The sequence below is a fragment of the Streptomyces sp. NPDC052701 genome (genome assembly GCF_040678355.1).
In the GTDB taxonomy this organism is placed as follows: Bacteria; Actinomycetota; Actinomycetes; order Streptomycetales; family Streptomycetaceae; genus Streptomyces.
Genome location: NZ_JBFATO010000002.1, coordinates 26,910 through 44,417 on the forward strand (window position 1 = coordinate 26,910; position 17,508 = coordinate 44,417).

Consider the following 17,508-nt stretch of genomic DNA (forward strand, 5'->3'; position numbering starts at 1 on the left):
CAGTCGGGAGTATTTTTAACAATCAGGACGCTTAGTTCGGCGCAGACACGCGCACGTTACTGATCAAAGACGATCGCGAGTGTTTCCGTGCCACTGCTTTTGCGAAGTCCCCCGGCTGTAAAAGGACTTCGCTTCCCGGGCCGTCGCGAGCCCGGTTCTTCGCGCACTCCGGCACCGGCTTCGTACCCTACCTTCTGTTGACGATACTCACCCGCACGTGTGGTTGCGCTTCAGCCACCCTTCCTCTTTACGGGTGCATTAAAATAGGACCGTCTTTTTGTCTCGCCGGACGGAATCGCCTTTTTGTGGCGACGGCTCGTGGGCGAGGCCGCGCCGGCCGGACGGCGTCGCCCGAGTCGCGCGGCGCGGGGCCGCGGCCGTGGGCGGCCCGCCGCAGCGGCCCGGCCCGGAGCCGTTCCTCTCCCGGTTCTCCCGGTTCTCCCGGCCGCGACCGGGTGCCGGCCGGTTCGTGCCCGGAGCGACGCCCCGGCCGCCACGGCGCCCTGGTCCCCCTCGCTCGCGGCCGCGTCCGCCGAGGACGGCCCGGAAAAATCCGCGCGTGACCGTGTCACGGGTTCCGGGCGACGGATTATCGCCCGCCCGCCGTACCGCTGCTTCTCGTGGCCGTCTTCCGGTGAGCGGCTTCGGCGGGGTGCGTGTTACTTTCGGTGGATGGACCGGACGGATCGGTTGTATTCACTGGTCGCCGAGTTGAGAAACGCAGCTCCGCAGCCCAGGACCGCCCGGCAGCTCGCCGAACGTTTCGGGGTCGGATTGCAGACCGTGAAGCGCGATGTCAAAGACCTGCAGCAGGCGGGATTTCCCATCGGCGGCCGGCCGGGCGGGGGCTACGTACTGGACAAGTCGACGACCTTGGCGCCGTTGAGTCTTGATTCCCGGGAAATGCTCGCACTCGCGGTCGCGCTCAGCCACGCGGACGAAACGCCTTTCGCGCGGGACGCCCGGAGCGCGCTGCGCAAGATCCTGGCCGTCATGCCGGACGACGCCGCCGAGCAGGCCGGCGGACTCGCCGTCACCTCGCCTTTGACGCGGACCGCCGCCGACCCCGCTTTTCCGACCGTCGCGGAAGTGGTGCGGCAGGCCGTGCAGGAGCGTCGCGTTCTGCGGATCGCGTACGAGAAGGGCCGTGGGGAACGGACGGTCCGGGAAGTGGAGCCGCACCTTCTGGTGGCCGGGTCCCGCGGCTGGTTCCTGGTCGGCCGGTGCCGGATGCGCAAGGACATCCGGTCCTTCCGGATCGATCGGATACGTTCCGCGACCCTGAGGGAGGAAAGGTTCCCCAAGCCGCCTGCCCTGCCGGATCCGTCGGCTGCGATCGCTGAGGGCGGTTGAGCGGAGGGGTGCGCAGGCGGGCTGCGGCCGGGGCGTGCCCGGACCGCGCGGGGGAGGCGGGGGGAGGGGGAGCGGGGCCTGTCCGGCCGGTGGTGTGCGGCCGGAGACCGCCGCGGCGCCGGTCGTCACGCGGAACAGCGAAGGGCCGGACCGGAAATCGGCCGGAAATCGGACGGAAAGCGGTCGAAAAGGTGCCGGAAGGCTGCCGGACGGTGTGCAGCCTTCCTTCCTCTAACCCGGACAATCGGCGGAGAATTGTTCCTCTGCGATGTTTTCCCGCGCTTTCTTTTCCCTGTCCGTCGTTCCGAACACGGCGTTCAGAACGGCTTCGATGTCGGCGGCCGGATTCCTGGTGCTCGTGTTCCCGGTGCGCGTGCTGCTGTGCGACGCCTGACCGGAAGTCCCGGTTTCTTCCACGTCGTACATCTCGGTGTTCTCCGTGCCGTACATGTGCTCTCCCGGCGGCGAGCGGTCGTTATGGGGTCATGATGACGTGGCCCACGACCGGGTCGCTGTTTCTCCGGGCGGGTTGTCACCCGGACGGAGCGGGATCCGCCCTGTGCCGTCCCGTGGCCGCGCCGGTCACGGGCGGGGCGGTCCCGCCGCGCCCCGGGTGAGCACGGCGTCGCAGCCCCGTCGGACGGCCTGCCTCACGTCTCCGTCCGGTACATCAGGTCCGTCTCGTACGTCGTGAAGCCCAGCCGCTCGTACACCGACACGGCCGCCTCGTTGTCGGCGTCGACGTACAGCATCGCCGTGGGCAGCCCCCGCTCCTTCAGATGCCGCAGGCCGATCGTGGTGAGGGCCTTGCCCAGGCCGGTGCCCTGGGCCTCGGGGCTGACACCGAGGACGTACACCTCGCCGAGACGCTCGGCCGCGTGGACCTTCGTCCAGTGGAAGCCGACCAGCTCCCCGCCCCGGAAGGCCAGGAAGAAGCCCGCCGGGTCGAACCACGGCTCGGCCTTGCGGTCGTCCAGGTCGCGCTGGGTGAGGGAACCCTGCTCGGGATGGTGGGCGAAGGCGGCGGCGTTGACGGCGAGCCAGGCCGCGTCGTCCTGCCCGGGCACGAAGGCGCGGACGGTCACGCCGTCCGGCAGCACCGGCTCCGGAGCGTCGAAGTCGGTCAACGGGCGCTGCATCTGGCGCAGTTCGCGGAACAGGGTGAGTCCGAGGACCTGGGCCAGGTGCCGGGCGGCGGAGTGCCCGCCGTGCGCCCAGACCCGCAGCCGCTTGCCGGAGTCGGCCAGCAGCGCCGCGCCGAGCGCCCGCCCGTGCCCCCGCCCCCGGTGCGCGGGGTGGACGACCAGCTCGGCGGCCGGCGGCTCCACCGGATCGGTGTCCTCCAGCTGGGCGTAGCCGACGAGTTCGCCCTCGACGCTCAGCAGGTAGTGGGAGACGCCCGCGCGCTCGCCGCCGCGCAGCTGCAGCCGGCCCTGCTCGGACACCGCCTGCCGGCCGTCGGTGCGGGCGGCTTCGGCGAGGAGCCCGAGAACGGCCTCGACCTGCTGCGGCGAGGGTGCGGAACGGGTCTCGATCGAACGGGTGCGGCCGGGCCGTGCGATGTCGTCGCTGGTCATGCGTACGAGGGTACGGGCAGACACCGGCGTGGTGGCGGCAAGGGAACGGGGGAAGAAGCAACCAGGATGTAACCGGGAACCCTCTGTCGCGCTACGCGCGTTGACTCTAGGCTGCGCCCCGGACCGGACCACCTTCCCGGCCTTCCGAAAGACTCACAGGGGGGCGTATGCCAGCCACTTCTCCGGCTTCCCCGGCGCAGCACCCGCGCCGCAGACGCCGTACGACCCGTCTTGTCGCTCTCGCGGCCGGTGCCGCCACCGTCGGCGCACTGGCCGCGGCGGCGCTGCCGGGGTCGGCGAGCGCGGGCGAGAGCCGCCACCCGGGCGGTCACTTCCCGGGCCGCTACCAGGACGTGCAGCTGCTGTCCTTCAACGATCTGCACGGCAACCTGGAGCCGCCGGCCGGTTCCTCCGGCCGGGTCACGCACCTGGACGAGGACGGCACCACCAGGACCGTCGACGCGGGCGGCGTCGAGTACCTCGCGACCCACCTGCGCAAGGCGCGCGAGGGCCGGAAGTACTCCGTCACCGCGGCCGGCGGCGACATGGTCGGCGCCTCCCCGCTGGTGTCCGGCCTGTTCCACGACGAGCCGACCATCGAGGCGCTGAACAAGCTCGACCTGGACGTCACCTCCGTCGGCAACCACGAGTTCGACGAGGGCGCCGGGGAACTGGCCCGTCTGCAGAAGGGCGGCTGCCACCCGACGGACGGCTGCTACACGGACGAGGGGTTCGAGGGCGCCGACTTCCCCTACCTGGCCGCCAACGTCCTCGACGAGAAGACGGGCAAGCCCCTCCTCAAGCCGTACTGGGTGTGGAAGAAGAAGGACGTCAAGATCGGCTTCATCGGCGTGACCCTGGAGGCCACCCCGGACATCGTCTCCGCCGAGGGCGTCAAGGGCCTGGTCTTCAAGGACGAGGTCGAGACGATCGACAAGTACGCCAAGGAACTCCAGAAGCAGGGCGTGAAGTCCATCGTCGCCCTCGTGCACGAGGGCGGCTTCCCGGCCTCCACGGCGTACAACTACGACTGCGACGCGCCGGGCGCGGGCGACGGCGTCTCCGGCCCGATCGTCGACATCGCCAGGAACGTCACGCCGCAGGTCGACGCGCTGGTCACCGGCCACACCCACAGCGCGTACGTGTGCACGATCCCCGACCCGGCGGGCAAGCCGCGCATGGTCACCTCGGCCGCGTCCTTCGGCCGCCTCTACACGGACACCACGCTGACCTACGACCGGTGGACCGGCGACATCGCCCGTACGGCGGTCACCTCGGCGAACCACGTGGTCACCCGGGACGTCCCCAAGGCGCCCGACATGACCGAGCTGATCGACAGGTGGAACACCCTCGCCGCGCCCATCGGCAACCGCGCGATCGGCCACATCTCCGCCGACATCGGCAACACCGGTACCGAGACCCCGCTCGGCGACCTGATCGCGGACGCCCAGCTCGCGCACGGCAAGGAGCTCGACCCGGAGACCGACCTGGCGCTGATGAACCCCGGCGGTATCCGGGCCCCGCTGACCTACGCGGCCAAGGCCGGTGAGGGCGACGGCGTGGTGACGTACGCCGAGGGCTTCACCGTGCAGCCGTTCGCCAACACCGTGAACCTGCAGGACTTCACGGGCGCCCAGCTGATCCAGGTGCTCAAGGAGCAGGTGAGCGGCGCGAACACGGCGGCGCCGAAGATCCTGCAGGTCTCGTCGGGTCTGACGTACACGCTGGATCTGACGAAGACCGGCGCGGACCGCGTGGTCACCGGCTCCATCAGGCTGAACGGTGCCCCGATCGACCCGGCGGCCACCTACCGCGTCGCGGCCAACAGCTTCCTCGCGGGCGGCGGCGACGGCTTCACGACGCTGGGCCAGGGCACGAACGACCTGGTCGGCGCCGACGACCTGACGGCTCTGGAGAAGTACCTGACGGCCAACTCCTCGCCCACGGACCCGATCGCCCCGCCGAAGGCGGACCGGATCACGATCGTGCGGTAGGCGCACGGCAGGCGCGCGGCGGGAACGCCGTGAACGGAAAGGCGGTGGGGAGCCCGGCGGCCCGCACCGCCTTTCTTCTGTGCCCGTGGGGTGCCCGTGGGGGCCCCGCGGGGGCCCGTGCGGTGCCCCACGGGCCGTGCCGCGGCCGTCAGGACACGTGGTGGACGCGCTGGCTGGTCAGTTCGTAGCGGGCGCCGACGACGGCCAGCCGGCCGGTGGCCACCCGCGCCGCGAGGTCGGGCTCCGCCGCCAGCCGGGAGCGGACGGCGCGCACGTTCGCGTCGACGGTCGCGTCGACGCGGGCGTCGCCCTCCTGGGTGCGGTCGATGTGCGGGGCTATCTGGTCGGCTATGTACTGGATGTGGGCCGGCAGGCGCCCGCCGGTCCCATCCGCCTGGACCGCGGCCTTCACCGCCCCGCACGACTGGTGCCCGAGCACCAGCACCAAGGGGATGTCCAGTTCGAGCACGCCGTAGGCGACGCTGCCGAGAACGGCCTCGTCGAGGACCTCCCCGGCGGAGCGCACGGTCATCAGGTCACCGAGACCCTGGTCGAAGACCAGCTCCGGAGGCACGCGGGAGTCGATGCAGCCGAGGACGAGGGCGAAGGGGTGCTGGCCGGTCGTCAGGCTCCGCCGTACGGCGGGGGTTTCGTCCGGGTGCCGTTCCCGGTAGGTGCGCCAGCGCAGATTGCCCGCCGCCAGCTCCCGCAGGGCCTCTTCGGGGGTGCCGGGCCGGGGGCGCGTAGCGGCGGCGGAGGCGGGGGCCGCGCCGAGGGCGACGCCGGTGCCCAGGGCGGCTGCTCCGGTGAGCCCGGCCCGCAGGAGCGCGCGGCGGGCGAGGGAGGCGACGGAGAGGCGCGGGTGGGCGGAGGCGGCCGGCTCGTGGCCGGCGGATCTGTCGGAATTCACACGGTGGAACGTACGGTCGAACGACCGGCCACGTGTTCACGTTGCGGAATCATGGCCGGGCGAGGGTGTTCCGTGATCGGCGCTTGGGATGCCGTTGGCACGGCCCGGGGCCCGCCTTGACCTTCGCCGGCGCGGACCCCGGGGGGCCGACCGCCAGGGCGGTCCTGCTTCTGCGGTGCCGGGGCTTGCTGCGCAGCTCACTCATGCGGCGAATCCGCTGCGTGCGGGGGGAATCGGTCCTGTTCGGTGGACCAGTCGCCGCCCCGCGCGGAAAGGTTGCCGCCGCTGCCGGGGATCCGTTCGCCCCGGCTCACCGCGACACGGAGCACGTCCTGCAGGGACTCGACGGCCCGGACCAGCGCGAACCGCACGGCCCGCTCACCGGCCCCGGCGTCACCGAGGACGGCCCTGGCGCCTGCCAGTACCTGTCCGGCGGAGCGGAGTTGGGCGGCCTCGACCTCGTCGGCGAGCCGGGAGAGCATGCTGTGCGGGTTGTCGGTGCTCAGGTAGCAGGGCTTGCCGTCGGCGCCCGTCCAGGGCAGCAGCCTCATGCGGACACCTCCGGCGCGTGCTCGCCGAGGGCGAGCAGGTACGGGCGTACGAGCGGGGTGTCGAACCAGACGGGCTCGACGGCCGGGGGCGGGGAGTGCGTGGAGAGCGACGGCGGCCGGGGCGCCGTGGCCCGGTGGCGCCCCCCGGCGGGCAGCAGGAGCCGTACGAGGGCGAGCAGGGCTGTCTCGCAGAGTCCGGCGAGACGCAGGCGCAGGCGCAGGGGCATGGCGGTGCCTTTTCAAGGAGGGGTGGGGTCTGACGAGCGGTGATCACCGTTCGTGCCTCGATGGTCACTGATCGCGCGTACGCTGCGGAAGAGGTTCGGTGTTGTCCAGCGCCCAGGCAACGGGGAGGGGTGACGTGGGCGAGAAGGTTGACGCTCAGCCGGTTTCCGGGCGGGCGATGCTCGGGCAGACGCTCAGGGTCCTGCGGGAGAAGGCCGGGAAGTCACTGGGGCAGCTGGCCGACGAGACCGGCTACGAGAAGAGCTACCTGAGCCGCCTGGAGTCGGGTGAGCGGCTGTCCAAGGTGACGGTCATGGAGGACCTGGACGGGTATTACGGCACGGGTGACCTGCTGTTGAGCCACTGGAAGGCGGCCCGGCTGGACGCGTTCAAGGACCAGTACAAGGAGTACATGGCGCTGGAGGCGACAGCGCGGATCATGTGGGTGTTCTCGCCGGGAGTTCCAGGACTCCTCCAGACCGAGGACTTCGCCCGGGAGGTGTTGTCTGGAGCCCAGACAACGGCGGACGGTGACGAGGCCGTCGAGGAGCAGGTGGCGGCGCGGCTCGGGCGCCAGTACCTGCTGTGTCAGAAACCGGAACCCGAAGTGCGGATCATCGTGGACGAGTTCGCGCTCCGGCGCCCCGCTGCCCGGGGCAAGACCTGGCACGATCAGCTACTGCACCTCGAGACCGCCGCACTGTGGCCCAACGTGGCGCTCCAGGTACTGCCGTTCTCGGCAGGAGCGCACCACCATATGAACGGGTCCTTGACGCTGCTCTGGCAGAGCGACGGAAGCGCTGTCTCCTACAAGGAAGGCAACGGGTGCAGCCGGTTGATCGAGGATCCGCACGAGGTTCTTCGACAGCGATTGTCCTACGATCGGCTCCGCGACCTGGCGCTGTCCCCGTCGGACTCGCTCGCGTTCATCAGGGACGTACGGGAGGAGCACAGATCATGACGGGTACCCCCGACCTCAGTACCGCCGTGTGGCGCAAGTCGAGCTACAGCGAAGGGGGAGCTAACGACTGCGTCGAGGTCGCCGGCAACTGCCCCGGCATGGTCCCGGTCCGTGACAGCAAGCAGGCGGACGGCCCGGTGCTCGTGTTCGGGGCCGGCTCGTGGACGTCGTTCCTGGCGGGCGTCAAGGGTGCGGAGGTGTGACCACCGTCGAGTGAGGCGGGTCGGGGACCAGGACGGAAGAGCGGCCGTTCGGACACCGTGACGTCATGGCAGAGAACATGATCACCTACTTCTCGGTGGACGCATCCCGTGGCCCGCTGTCCTGGCCGGAGCCGCCCTGTGGACCATCCGCGGGGGGACGGTGAACGGGGCTGTGGTCGTGAACAGGATGCGTCGAAGAAGGACATCGATCATGGCTGCCCACGCTGCGGAACCCGATGCCGTCGTGATCCGGAGCTGGACGCCCACGTGACCGAGCTGCAGCACCGCGCGGCGGAGGCGACCGACATCGCCGAGGTCAAGGCTCTGGTCGACGAGGTGGCAAGGATCCGCTACGGCACGCGGAAGCCGCAGCCCGGCGAGTGACCCCCGTTCCCGGGTGATCACGGCACCTCCGGCGGCGGGGTGGGCGCCCCGGGAAGCCGTATCGTCGCCGCCGTGCCGCCGCCCTCCGCCGGGCCCAGGGACACCGTGCCGCCCGCCTGCTGGACCGTGCGGGCCACGATCGACAGTCCCAGGCCCGAGCCCGGCAGCGCCCGTGCGCTCGGGGAGCGCCAGAAGCGGTCGAAGACGTGGGGGAGTTCGTCGGCGGGGATGCCGGGGCCGTGGTCGCGGACCGTGAGAGCGCCGTCGGCCAGGCGCACCTCGACCGTGCCGCCCTCCGGGCTGAACTTCACCGCGTTGTCCAGGACGTTGACCACCGCCCGCTCCAGCGCGGACGGCTCCGCCCGTACGTACCACGGCTGGACGTCCGCCGTGATCGTCAGCTCCGGGCCGCGCAGCCGGGCGCGGCGCAGGGCCGACTCGACGATGTCCTGCCACGCGACGATCTGCGTCCTGCCCGCGTGCTGCCCCTGCTCCGGGCGGGAGAGTTCCTGGAGGTCGCCGATCAGGGCGGCCAGTTCCGTCATCTGTGCCTTGACCGAGGCCAGCAGCTCCTTGCGGTCCGCCGCCGGGATCGGTCGGCCGGTCTCCTCGCTGCGGGTGAGGAGCTCGATGTTGGTGCGCAGGGAGGTCAGCGGGGTGCGCAGTTCGTGGCCGGCGTCCGCGATGAGCTGCTGCTGCAGGTCGCGGGAGCCGGCCAGGGCGGAGGTCATGGAGTTGAAGGAGCGGGAGAGGCGGGCGATCTCGTCCTCGCTGTCGTCCTCGACCGGGATGCGGATGCCCAGGTCCTCGGTGCGGGCCACGTGCTCGACGGCCTCGGTGAGCTTGTCCACCGGGCGCAGGCCCGCGCGGGCGACCGCGAGCCCGGCAGCACCGGCACCGAGGACGCCCACGCCGGAGACCAGCAGGAGGATGAGGGCGAGGTCGTTGAGGGTGGCCTGGGTGCCCTTGAGGGGGACGGCGATGACGAGGGCGTAGTCGGTGGCGACGCCCTGCGGCACGGGCCCGTCCTTGATGACGACCGCCGTGGTCAGGACGCGTACCGCGTTGCCGTCGCTGTCGGTGCCGTTGCGCAGCCTGGGCGGTTCGGCGGGGTCGGGGTCCTTCGCCACGGCCCTGTCGCCGCCGGTGACCTTCACCTGGGCCGCGGAGCTGTCGAAGAGGCAGACCCTGCCGTCGACCCGGACCACCTGCACGTAGGTCTTGGGCCGCGGCCCCATGCCGAGGGAGTCCGAAGGCGTCTGGGGGCAGGTCCTGGTGAGGGCCTGGAACTGGTCCGGCCGCAGGGTGCCGACCGACGACTCCAGGCCGTTGTCGAGCTCGTCGTACAGCTTCCCCTGCACGATGAACCAGCACGTCACCGAGACCGCCGCCACCGCGAACGCCACCGCCGCCGCCACCAGCAGCGCCAGGCGCGAGCGGATCGGCAGCGACCGGAAGCGGCGCAGCGCCCTGGTCACTCGGCGCCGCCCTGCCGCAGCACGTACCCCACACCGCGCACCGTGTGCACCAGGCGCGGCTCGCCGCCCGCCTCGGTCTTGCGGCGCAGGTACATCACGTACACGTCCAGGGAGTTGGAGGACGGCTCGAAGTCGAAGCCCCACACCGCCTTCAGGATCTGCTCACGGGTGAGGACCTGGCGCGGGTGCGCCATGAACATCTCCAGCAGCGTGAACTCCGTACGGGTCAGCCCCACCGGCCGCCCGCCCCGCGTGACCTCGCGGGTCGCCAGGTCCATGCGCAGGTCGGCGAAGGCGAGGACGTCGTTGTCCTCGGCCGAGCCCGCGCCCACGGCCGCCGCGTACGAGCTGCGGCGCAGCAGGGCCCGGATGCGGGCGAACAGTTCGTCCAGTTCGAACGGCTTGACCAGGTAGTCGTCCGCGCCCGCGTCCAGGCCGGTCACCCGGTCGCCGACCGTGTCACGGGCCGTCAGCATCAGGATGGGGGTGGTGTCGCCCGCGCCCCGGATCCGGCGGGCGGCGGTCAGGCCGTCCATGCGGGGCATCTGGATGTCGAGGACGACCAGGTCGGGCCGGTAGGCCGCCGCCTTCTGCAGGGCGTCCGCGCCGTCGACGGCGACCTCGGTGTCGTACCCCTCGAAGGCGAGACTGCGCCGGAGTGCTTCGCGCACCGCCGGCTCGTCGTCAACGATCAGGATGCGCTGGGGGTCGCGGTCGCCTTCTGCGGGGCTCATGGGCGTGGATTCCTCGTGTGCGGTGGTGAGCGGGGGGCGTGGGCCGGGCTTCCAGGCTCTCAGCCTCGCACGTCTCCCGGTGGGTCCGGGGGCGGTCAGCCGGTGGCACCGGCCCGCAGCCCGGCGAGGTCGGCCTTGACGGTGTCGATCGGGATGGCGAAGCCGAGGCCGACGCTGCCTGCGTCGGAGGAGGAGGCGCCGGCGGGGGAGTACATCGCGGAGTTGATGCCGATGACGGCGCCGTTCATGTCGATCAGGGCGCCGCCGGAGTTGCCGGGGTTGAGGGAGGCGTCCGTCTGGATCGCCTGGTACGTCGTGGTGTCCGACCCGGTGTCGCCGTTGAACTGCTGCCCGCCGAACTCGAACGGCCAGCCGCCGTCCGGCTGCTGCCGCTGCTGTCCCCCGCCCGTCGAGACGGTCACGTCCCGGTCGAGCGCGGAGACGATGCCGCTGGTGACCGTGCCGGTCAGGCCCTCGGGGGAGCCGATGGCCACGACCTGGTCGCCGACCCGCACGCCGTCGGAGTCGCCGAGGGCGGCCGCCTTCAGACCGGAGGCGCCCTCCAGCTTGATCAGCGCGAGGTCCTTCCCGCTGTCGGTGCCGACGGTCTCGGCGGTGTAGGACCTGCCGTCGCTCGTCGTCACCTTGATCCGCGAGGCGCCGGAGACGACGTGGTTGTTGGTGATGATCTCGCCGTCGCCGGTGATGACCACGCCGGAGCCGGTGGAGGACCCGGCGTTCGAGGTGGCGTTGATCTCGACGATGCTCGGGCCGACCGTCTCGGCGACCCCGGCGATCGTGCCCTTCTGGCCGGCGGGCACCACGTTGGTGCCGGTGGAGCCGGCGGTGGCGACGGTGCCGTCGCCGGTCAGCTCCTGGATGCCGTACGCGGTGCCGCCGCCGACGGCCGCGGCGACGATCGCCACGGCGGCGAGCAGGGCGACGGGCCCGCGGTTGCGCTTCTTGGCGACCTGCGCCGGGGACTGCGCCGGGGCGTGCGCCGGCGGGGGCGGCCACTCGGGGTTCACCGGGGCCTGCTGCCGGCCCTCGTGGGGGTTCTCGTACTCGCCGCTGCGGTGGAAGCTCTCGGTCATGCCCATGAGCCTGTCGCCCGGCCATGAGAGCTCCCTGAGCGCTCCCTGAGAAGCCCGACAGAACCTCGTATGCCCGATATAAAGAGGTCTCCGGACAAAGAGGTCTCCGGACAAAGAGGTCTCCGGATGAAAAGGCCTCCGGAAAGAGCCGCCGACCCGGCCGCCGCAGGCTACGCGCAGCCGCAGGACCGCCGTACCACCAGCCGCGACGGGAACACCTTCAGCCGCTCCCGGCGGGCCCCGGCCACCCGCAGTCCGTCGTCGAGGACGAGGTCCACGGCCGCGCGGGCCATCGCCGAACGGTCGGAGGCGACCGTCGTCAGGGGCGGGTCGGCGAGCGCCGCCTCCTTGATGTCGTCGAAGCCGGCGACCCCGAGCTCGCCGGGCACGTCGATGCGCAGTTCGCGCGCCGCGCGCAGCAGGCCGATCGCCTGGTCGTCGGTGGAGCAGAAGATCGCGGGCGGGCGGTCGGGCCCGGAGAGCACGTCCAGCCCCACCCGGTAGGCGTCGTAGCGGTTGTACGGGGCCTCGAAGAGGCGGCCCTCGGTGGGGAGCCCGGCCTCCTGCATCGCGCGCCGCCAGCCCTCGACGTGGTCGGAGACCGGGTCGCCGACGGCCGGGGTCTCGGCCGTGCCGCCCATGCAGGCGACGTACGGGTAGCCGTGCTCCAGCAGGTGGCGGACGGCGAGCTGGGCGCCGCCCAGGTCGTCGGTGACGACGGCGACGTCGTCGATGGCCTCGGGCCGCTCGTGGAGGAGGACGATCCGGGCGTCCCAGGCGTCGATCTCGGCGGCGGCGAGGTCGTTGAGCGCGTGGCTGACGAGGATGAGCCCCGAGACGCGCATGCCGAGGAAGGCCCGCAGGTAGTGGACCTCGCGCTCGCCGATGTAGTCGGTGTTGCCGACCAGGACCATCTTCCCGCGCTCGGAGGCGGCCTGCTCGACCGCGTGCGCCATCTCCCCGAAGAAGGGCTGGCGCGCGTCCGGGATGATCAGGCCTATGAGGTCCGTGCGTCGCGAGGCCATCGCCTGGGCGACCCGGTCCGGCCGGTAGCCGAGCTCCTTGATCGCGGCGAGGACACGCTCGCGCGTGGCCGGGGCGACCGGCCGGGGTCCGTTGTTGATGACATAGCTGACGACGGCGGTGGAAGTCCCCGCCAGCCGCGCCACGTCATCCCGAGTCACCTTGGCCACGCGCGGAGTCTACGCGGATATACCCGCTCTGGGCAGGGCTTACGGGAGCTTCCCTGCCCGCGGGCACGGGTCATGCCCGGGCGCGCGCCTCGGCGGCGGCCGGCACGGCCGTGCCGGCCCCGTCACCCGCTTTCGCCGGGGCTGCCTTGGCCTTGGTCTCCTCCGCGGCGCGGTCGGCCTTCTCCGGCGTCACGAAGCGGTAGCCGACGTTGCGGACGGTGCCGATCAGCGACTCGTGCTCGGGGCCGAGCTTGGCGCGCAGCCGCCGTACGTGGACGTCGACCGTGCGGGTGCCGCCGAAGTAGTCGTAGCCCCAGACCTCCTGCAGCAGCTGGGCGCGCGTGAAGACGCGGCCCGGGTGCTGTGCGAGGTACTTCAGGAGCTCGAACTCCTTGAAGGTGAGGTCCAGCACGCGTCCCTTGAGCTTGGCGCTGTAGGTCGCCTCGTCCACCGACAGGTCGCCGTTGCGGATCTCCATCGGGGAGTCGTCGCCGACGATCTGCTGGCGGCCCATGGCCAGGCGCAGGCGCGCCTCCACCTCGGCCGGGCCGGCGGTGTCCAGGAGGACGTCGTCGATGCCCCAGTCCGCGGTGACGGCGGCGAGGCCGCCCTCCGTCACGACGAGGATCAGGGGGCAGCCGGGGCCGGTGGAGCGCAGCAGCTGGCACAGGCTGCGCACCTGCGGCAGGTCGCGGCGCCCGTCGACGAGGATGACGTCGGCGCCCGGCGTGTCCACCAGGGCCGGTCCCTCCGCCGGTGCCACCCGCACGTTGTGCAGCAGCAGGCCGAGGGCGGGGAGCACCTCCGTCGACGGCTGGAGGGCGTTGGTCAGGAGCAGCAGAGAACTCATCGCGCCCCCTCTGCCCGGGGCGTCGTCACTTCGTGCACGGTTCGCTCGCCCATAACGTCTGGTTCCTCCTCGGTCCCTGCGAGACGTTCACGGCACTGCCGCGTGCCGTCGACACCCCGTACACCTGCGGTTTCCCGCGCCGTATACAACGCTTCCGAAAGCACAAAAGGACCCGGGGGCTACGCTGCCCGAGTCCTCTGCCCAGCACAATAGCCGACATGAGCGCGGGTTCGGCAGGTGATGGGGCACGATCCACCGTTCGTCCGAATCGCGAGACGAACGGGGGCGCACCCTTGCGGACGTTCCTGCGCACGGCCGACGGCGTGCGGATCGACTCCGTGTACGACCCGCCCGCGGCCGTGCGCGACGGCCCCCGGCCGCCCTCCCGCGACCTGGTGTTCGTGGTCGCGCACGGCTTCACGGGCGACGCGCACCGGCCGCACGTGCGGCGGGTGGTGCGGGCGCTCGCGCGGTACGGGGCGGTCGTGACGTTCTCCTTCCGGGGCCACGGGATGTCCGGCGGCCGGTCCACCGTCGGCGACCGCGAGGTCCTCGACCTGGCGGCGGCGGTGGCCTGGGCACGCCGGCTCGGGCACGCGCGGGTGGCCACGGTCGGCTTCTCCATGGGTGGATCGGTGGTGCTGCGGCACGCGGCGCTGTACCGGCAGCCCGGGTGGTCCGGGCAGTCCGGGTGGTCCGGGCGGCCCGGCGGAGGGCGCACGGACGCGCACACCGACGCGCCCACGGACGCGCCCACGGACGCGCACACGGACGCGGTGGTGTCGGTCAGCGCGCCGGCGCGCTGGTACTACCGGGGCACGGCCCCCATGCGCCGGCTGCACTGGCTGGTCACGCGCCCCGAGGGCCGCGTGGTGGGCCGCTACGGCTTCCGCACGCGCATCCACCACCGCACGTGGGACCCGGTCCCGCTGTCCCCGGTCGAGGCGGTTCCGCGCATCGCGCCGACCCCGCTGCTCATCGTGCACGGCGACCGGGACGGCTACTTCCCCGTCGACCACCCCCGGACGCTGGCCGCGGCCGCCGGCGACCACGGCGAGCTCTGGCTGGAGCCCGGCATGGGCCACGCCGAGCACGCGGCGGCCGGGGAGCTGCTGCGCCGGATCGGGGACTGGGCGGTGGCCCGGGCGGGCTAGCCTGACGGTGTTCACCGTCGCGCCCACCGTCGGGGTGGGCGCCATGTGATTCATGTGATCTGTAATCGAGGAACCAGATGCCAAAGGTCACGGTGCGCTACTGGGCCGCCGCCAAGGCCGCGGCCGGGGCGGCCGAGGAGCCGTACGAGGCGGCCACGCTCGCCGAGGCGCTCGACGCGGTGCGCGAGCGCCACCCCGGCGAACTCGTGCGCGTCCTGCGGCGGTGCTCGTTCCTGGTCGACGGTGATCCCGTGGGCACCCGCGCGCATGAGACGGTACGACTGGCCGACGGCGGCACGGTCGAGGTGCTCCCGCCGTTCGCAGGAGGATGAGCGATGACCGACCGGTCGTATGGGAACGGCGGTTCGTACGAGGGGTACGAGCCGTACGGCGGACACCAGCCGCAGGCCTGGCAGGGGCCGGAGCAGCCACAGGCCCACGGACACCCGCAGGCCCACGGGCACCCGCAGCAGCAGGCGGCGTGGCCCGGGCAACAGCAGGGCTACGACGATCCGCACGCCGCGCAGCAGTACACGCAGCAGTGGCAGGGGCAGACCTGGGAGACGCAGACCCAGCCGCCGCTGCCCGCGCCGGGAGCCGCGGCCGAGACCGCGTACCTGCCGCCGGTGGAGTACCGGCAGACGGCGTACCGGCACCCCGCCCCGGCGACCCCGGCGACCCCGGCGGCCCCGGCGCCGGCCGGGACCCCCGCTCCCGCGGCCGCCGGCGCGCCCGCCTACGGGCCCGCCACCCTCGCCGGCAACACGCGGATCACCGATGCCCAGCGGGCCCGGGCGGAGGGACGGTCGCCGATCATCGACCCCGGGGGGCAGCCGGCCGCGCTGACGGCGCTGCTGGGGCTGCTGCTCGCGGGCGCGGCGCAGCTGGGCACGTACGCCCTCCTCGTGCCGCTGGTGGTGCTCCAGGCGGTGACCGCCGCCGGCTGGTTCCGGCTGAACGGGATGTGGCCGGCGCGCCAGGGCATCGCGCTGGGGTTCGCGGGGGCGCTGGCCGCGGACGTGGCGCTGCTGGTGTCCGGACGGGCGCCGGCGGCGATCCTGGGCACGCTCGGAGTGTGGGTGCTGCTGGCGCTGGTCCTGCAGCTCCGCTCGCACGCGGACCCCGACGAGCGGATGTACGGCCTGATGGCGACCGTGGTCGCGGCGGCGCTGGCGATCGTCGCGGGCGGGTACCTGGTGGCCGCGGCCGACGCGGTGACGGTCGGCGCGGTCGCGGTGGCGGCGGCGGCCCTGGCACGCGCGCTGCCGCTGCCGACGCCGGTGTCGGTGGTCGTCGCGCTGCTCGCCGCGGCGGGGGCGGGGGCGGCGGCCGGCGGGATGACGGGAACCGGCACGCCGGGCGCGCTGCTCGGCGCGGGCGCGGCGGTCTGCGCGCTGATCGGCCACCGGGTGGCCGCCTACGACTACCCCTCACGCTTCGTCCATTTCACGGCCGGGGTGGCGTTGCCGCTGGCGGCGGCCGCGCCCGCCGTCTACGTGCTGGGGCGCGTGATCGCCTGACACCGCGGGGGCGCCCGCGCCGGCCCCGGCCGGCCGGCGCCCCCGCGCCCGGCGCCGCGGGCGGACGCCCCGCCTCCGGTCACCGCCCCCGGACCTCCTGTCACAGCTGATCGACAATCCCGCGGTCCGCGCCCCCGGCGGGGTTACCCTCGCGCTGTGGACGGCCCTTCGGTCGTCGGGACCGTCGTCGACCGCCCAGGTGGGGGAAAACCGCAATGCGCGCACTGCGAATACTGCTGATCGTCGTCGTGGTCCTCGGCGGCCTCTTCGTGATCGCCGACCGCCTCGCGGTCAACTTCGCCGAGAACGAGGCCGCGGACCGGCTGAAGGCCAACGAGAACCTCTCCGTCACCCCCGACGTGTCCATCAAGGGCTTCCCCTTCCTCACCCAGGTGGCCTCCGGCGCGCTCGACGACGTCGAGGTCGGCATCGAGGAGTACGAGGCCACCACCGGCGGCGGCGAGGGGAGGATCCGTATCGACGACCTGCGTGCCGACATGAAGGGCGTCGAGTTCTCCGGCGACTACAGCTCCGCCGTCGCCGCCAGCGCCACCGGCACCGCGACCGTCTCCTACGAGGAGCTGCTCAGGGCCGCCGAGTCCGAGCCCACCCAGGTCGCCCCCGGTGTGACCGCCCACGTGGTCGGCCTGTCCGACGGCGGCAACGGCAAGATCCGGGTGGCCGTCGAGGCGACGGTGCTCGGCAGGAAGCTGCCCGAGCCGGTCCAGGTGCTCAGCTCGGTCGCGGTGCAGGACGGCACCGTCCGCGTGGACGCCGACTCCCTGCCCAGCTTCGCCGGCGTCGACCTCGCCGAGGGGCGGGTCCGGGCGATCACCGACTTCGAGCAGAGGATCGACGGGCTGCCCGGCGGCATCGAGCTCGACAGGGTCGTGCCCGCCGAGGACGGCGTCGAGATCACGGTGAAGGGTTCCGACGTCCGGCTGGCCGGGTAGGGGAGGGGCGGCCGACCGGGGATGTCCGGAGGGTGAGACGGCGCTGTCCGTAGCGTAGATATGCGGGGGAAAGCGGCCCTCCCCAAGGCCTGCGGGCACCTGCTCGCAAGGATGTTCGTCCCGCATCGCGGACGGTCCCGTCTCAATATGCGACACGCCGGTGACACGCCCGCCCGACCGTCCCTACGATCGACGGCATGAAGCGACAGGCGGATCTCACGAAGCGGCGGGCAGTGGACCTGTGCCGCGTTGCCGCCATGCTCTGTCGCACCTTCTGAGCGGACGGCACCGGCCCGCGCGCCGGCGTCCGCGTCCACCGCAGCCCTGTCCCAGGGCACCCGTGCGCCGCCCCGCCGCGAGCGCGCACGCCTCTC

19 protein-coding genes are annotated in these 17,508 nt (G+C 72.5%); 9 read left to right on the plus strand and 10 right to left on the minus strand.

The window, feature by feature from the left end:
• Window positions 1-672: 672 nt before the first annotated feature.
• Window positions 673-1,353 carry a WYL domain-containing protein gene (locus AB0L29_RS03135; RefSeq protein WP_365822743.1) on the plus strand — a complete coding sequence of 227 codons (681 nt, stop codon included), beginning with the start codon at window positions 673-675 and terminating at the stop codon, window positions 1,351-1,353.
• Between the two features lie 231 nt (window positions 1,354-1,584).
• Here the strand turns inward: AB0L29_RS03135 and AB0L29_RS03140 are convergent, their stop codons facing one another.
• On the minus strand, window positions 1,585-1,803 hold the full coding sequence (locus tag AB0L29_RS03140) for a hypothetical protein (protein WP_365822745.1): 219 nt from the start codon (window positions 1,801-1,803) through the stop codon (window positions 1,585-1,587).
• Between the two features lie 200 nt (window positions 1,804-2,003).
• Window positions 2,004-2,930, minus strand: a complete 927-nt coding sequence (gene mshD / locus AB0L29_RS03145) for a mycothiol synthase (protein ID WP_365822746.1) — start codon at window positions 2,928-2,930, stop codon at window positions 2,004-2,006.
• A gap of 167 nt (window positions 2,931-3,097) precedes the next feature.
• Here mshD and AB0L29_RS03150 point away from each other — a divergent pair, with 167 nt between their 5' ends.
• The gene (locus tag AB0L29_RS03150; protein ID WP_365822748.1) at window positions 3,098-4,924 is read left to right on the plus strand and encodes a bifunctional metallophosphatase/5'-nucleotidase; all 1,827 of its coding nucleotides are present in this window, start codon (window positions 3,098-3,100) and stop codon (window positions 4,922-4,924) included.
• A gap of 148 nt (window positions 4,925-5,072) precedes the next feature.
• On the opposite strand, the gene AB0L29_RS03155 is transcribed toward AB0L29_RS03150, so the two are convergent.
• The 3 genes from AB0L29_RS03155 to AB0L29_RS03165 form a co-directional block, all read right to left on the minus strand.
• Entirely contained in the window at window positions 5,073-5,717 is a 645-nt protein-coding gene (locus AB0L29_RS03155) for a carbonic anhydrase (RefSeq protein ID WP_365823412.1), read from the minus strand.
• 314 nt (window positions 5,718-6,031) lie between these two features.
• Window positions 6,032-6,385: a hypothetical protein gene (locus tag AB0L29_RS03160; RefSeq protein ID WP_365822750.1), complete on the minus strand. Its 354-nt coding sequence runs from the start codon at window positions 6,383-6,385 to the stop codon at window positions 6,032-6,034.
• On the minus strand, window positions 6,382-6,612 hold the full coding sequence (locus tag AB0L29_RS03165) for a hypothetical protein (protein WP_365822752.1): 231 nt from the start codon (window positions 6,610-6,612) through the stop codon (window positions 6,382-6,384). Before AB0L29_RS03165 ends, AB0L29_RS03160 begins: the two co-directional genes overlap by 4 nt.
• A 134-nt stretch (window positions 6,613-6,746) precedes the next feature.
• Here AB0L29_RS03165 and AB0L29_RS03170 point away from each other — a divergent pair, with 134 nt between their 5' ends.
• Window positions 6,747-7,571: a helix-turn-helix transcriptional regulator gene (locus AB0L29_RS03170; protein WP_365822754.1), complete on the plus strand. Its 825-nt coding sequence runs from the start codon at window positions 6,747-6,749 to the stop codon at window positions 7,569-7,571.
• Entirely contained in the window at window positions 7,568-7,774 is a 207-nt protein-coding gene (locus tag AB0L29_RS03175) for a DUF397 domain-containing protein (RefSeq protein ID WP_365822756.1), read from the plus strand. Before AB0L29_RS03170 ends, AB0L29_RS03175 begins: the two co-directional genes overlap by 4 nt.
• A 401-nt stretch (window positions 7,775-8,175) precedes the next feature.
• On the opposite strand, the gene AB0L29_RS03180 is transcribed toward AB0L29_RS03175, so the two are convergent.
• The 5 genes from AB0L29_RS03180 to AB0L29_RS03200 form a co-directional block, all read right to left on the minus strand.
• Entirely contained in the window at window positions 8,176-9,636 is a 1,461-nt protein-coding gene (locus tag AB0L29_RS03180; RefSeq protein ID WP_365822757.1) for a HAMP domain-containing sensor histidine kinase, read from the minus strand.
• The gene (locus AB0L29_RS03185) at window positions 9,633-10,370 is read right to left on the minus strand and encodes a response regulator transcription factor (RefSeq protein WP_365822759.1); all 738 of its coding nucleotides are present in this window, start codon (window positions 10,368-10,370) and stop codon (window positions 9,633-9,635) included. The genes AB0L29_RS03180 and AB0L29_RS03185 overlap by 4 nt, the downstream gene beginning before the upstream one ends.
• A gap of 95 nt (window positions 10,371-10,465) precedes the next feature.
• Window positions 10,466-11,470, minus strand: a complete 1,005-nt coding sequence (locus tag AB0L29_RS03190) for a trypsin-like peptidase domain-containing protein (RefSeq protein ID WP_365822761.1) — start codon at window positions 11,468-11,470, stop codon at window positions 10,466-10,468.
• 164 nt (window positions 11,471-11,634) lie between these two features.
• Window positions 11,635-12,657: a LacI family DNA-binding transcriptional regulator gene (locus tag AB0L29_RS03195; RefSeq protein ID WP_365822763.1), complete on the minus strand. Its 1,023-nt coding sequence runs from the start codon at window positions 12,655-12,657 to the stop codon at window positions 11,635-11,637.
• 70 nt (window positions 12,658-12,727) lie between these two features.
• Window positions 12,728-13,507: a response regulator transcription factor gene (locus AB0L29_RS03200; RefSeq protein ID WP_365822765.1), complete on the minus strand. Its 780-nt coding sequence runs from the start codon at window positions 13,505-13,507 to the stop codon at window positions 12,728-12,730.
• Window positions 13,508-13,725: 218 nt separating this feature from the next.
• Here AB0L29_RS03200 and AB0L29_RS03205 point away from each other — a divergent pair, with 218 nt between their 5' ends.
• The 5 genes from AB0L29_RS03205 (at window position 13,726) to AB0L29_RS03225 (ending at window position 17,412) form a co-directional block, all read left to right on the plus strand.
• Window positions 13,726-14,661, plus strand: a complete 936-nt coding sequence (locus AB0L29_RS03205; protein ID WP_365822767.1) for an alpha/beta fold hydrolase — start codon at window positions 13,726-13,728, stop codon at window positions 14,659-14,661.
• A gap of 77 nt (window positions 14,662-14,738) precedes the next feature.
• The gene (locus AB0L29_RS03210) at window positions 14,739-14,993 is read left to right on the plus strand and encodes a MoaD/ThiS family protein (protein WP_365822769.1); all 255 of its coding nucleotides are present in this window, start codon (window positions 14,739-14,741) and stop codon (window positions 14,991-14,993) included.
• 3 nt (window positions 14,994-14,996) lie between these two features.
• The gene (locus tag AB0L29_RS03215) at window positions 14,997-16,181 is read left to right on the plus strand and encodes a hypothetical protein (protein WP_365822771.1); all 1,185 of its coding nucleotides are present in this window, start codon (window positions 14,997-14,999) and stop codon (window positions 16,179-16,181) included.
• Window positions 16,182-16,396: 215 nt separating this feature from the next.
• Window positions 16,397-17,134, plus strand: a complete 738-nt coding sequence (locus tag AB0L29_RS03220; RefSeq protein ID WP_365822772.1) for a DUF2993 domain-containing protein — start codon at window positions 16,397-16,399, stop codon at window positions 17,132-17,134.
• A 197-nt stretch (window positions 17,135-17,331) separates the two neighbouring features.
• Window positions 17,332-17,412, plus strand: a complete 81-nt coding sequence (locus AB0L29_RS03225) for a putative leader peptide (protein WP_350310325.1) — start codon at window positions 17,332-17,334, stop codon at window positions 17,410-17,412.
• Window positions 17,413-17,508: the final 96 nt, after the last annotated feature.

What these genes read in the sequence shown, in the direction of transcription:
- AB0L29_RS03200 (WP_365822765.1), bottom strand. Translation starts at nt 13,507, where the DNA reads ATGAGTTCTCTGCTGCTCCTGACCAACGCCCTCCAGCCGTCGACGGAG.
- AB0L29_RS03150 (WP_365822748.1), top strand. Translation starts at nt 3,098, where the DNA reads ATGCCAGCCACTTCTCCGGCTTCCCCGGCGCAGCACCCGCGCCGCAGA.
- AB0L29_RS03160 (WP_365822750.1), bottom strand. Translation starts at nt 6,385, where the DNA reads ATGAGGCTGCTGCCCTGGACGGGCGCCGACGGCAAGCCCTGCTACCTG.
- AB0L29_RS03135 (WP_365822743.1), top strand. Translation starts at nt 673, where the DNA reads ATGGACCGGACGGATCGGTTGTATTCACTGGTCGCCGAGTTGAGAAAC.
- mshD (WP_365822746.1), bottom strand. Translation starts at nt 2,930, where the DNA reads ATGACCAGCGACGACATCGCACGGCCCGGCCGCACCCGTTCGATCGAG.
- AB0L29_RS03215 (WP_365822771.1), top strand. Translation starts at nt 14,997, where the DNA reads ATGACCGACCGGTCGTATGGGAACGGCGGTTCGTACGAGGGGTACGAG.
- AB0L29_RS03210 (WP_365822769.1), top strand. Translation starts at nt 14,739, where the DNA reads ATGCCAAAGGTCACGGTGCGCTACTGGGCCGCCGCCAAGGCCGCGGCC.
- AB0L29_RS03225 (WP_350310325.1), top strand. Translation starts at nt 17,332, where the DNA reads ATGAAGCGACAGGCGGATCTCACGAAGCGGCGGGCAGTGGACCTGTGC.
- AB0L29_RS03165 (WP_365822752.1), bottom strand. Translation starts at nt 6,612, where the DNA reads ATGCCCCTGCGCCTGCGCCTGCGTCTCGCCGGACTCTGCGAGACAGCC.
- AB0L29_RS03185 (WP_365822759.1), bottom strand. Translation starts at nt 10,370, where the DNA reads ATGAGCCCCGCAGAAGGCGACCGCGACCCCCAGCGCATCCTGATCGTT.
- AB0L29_RS03140 (WP_365822745.1), bottom strand. Translation starts at nt 1,803, where the DNA reads ATGTACGGCACGGAGAACACCGAGATGTACGACGTGGAAGAAACCGGG.
- AB0L29_RS03205 (WP_365822767.1), top strand. Translation starts at nt 13,726, where the DNA reads ATGAGCGCGGGTTCGGCAGGTGATGGGGCACGATCCACCGTTCGTCCG.
- AB0L29_RS03175 (WP_365822756.1), top strand. Translation starts at nt 7,568, where the DNA reads ATGACGGGTACCCCCGACCTCAGTACCGCCGTGTGGCGCAAGTCGAGC.
- AB0L29_RS03220 (WP_365822772.1), top strand. Translation starts at nt 16,397, where the DNA reads ATGCGCGCACTGCGAATACTGCTGATCGTCGTCGTGGTCCTCGGCGGC.
- AB0L29_RS03190 (WP_365822761.1), bottom strand. Translation starts at nt 11,470, where the DNA reads ATGGGCATGACCGAGAGCTTCCACCGCAGCGGCGAGTACGAGAACCCC.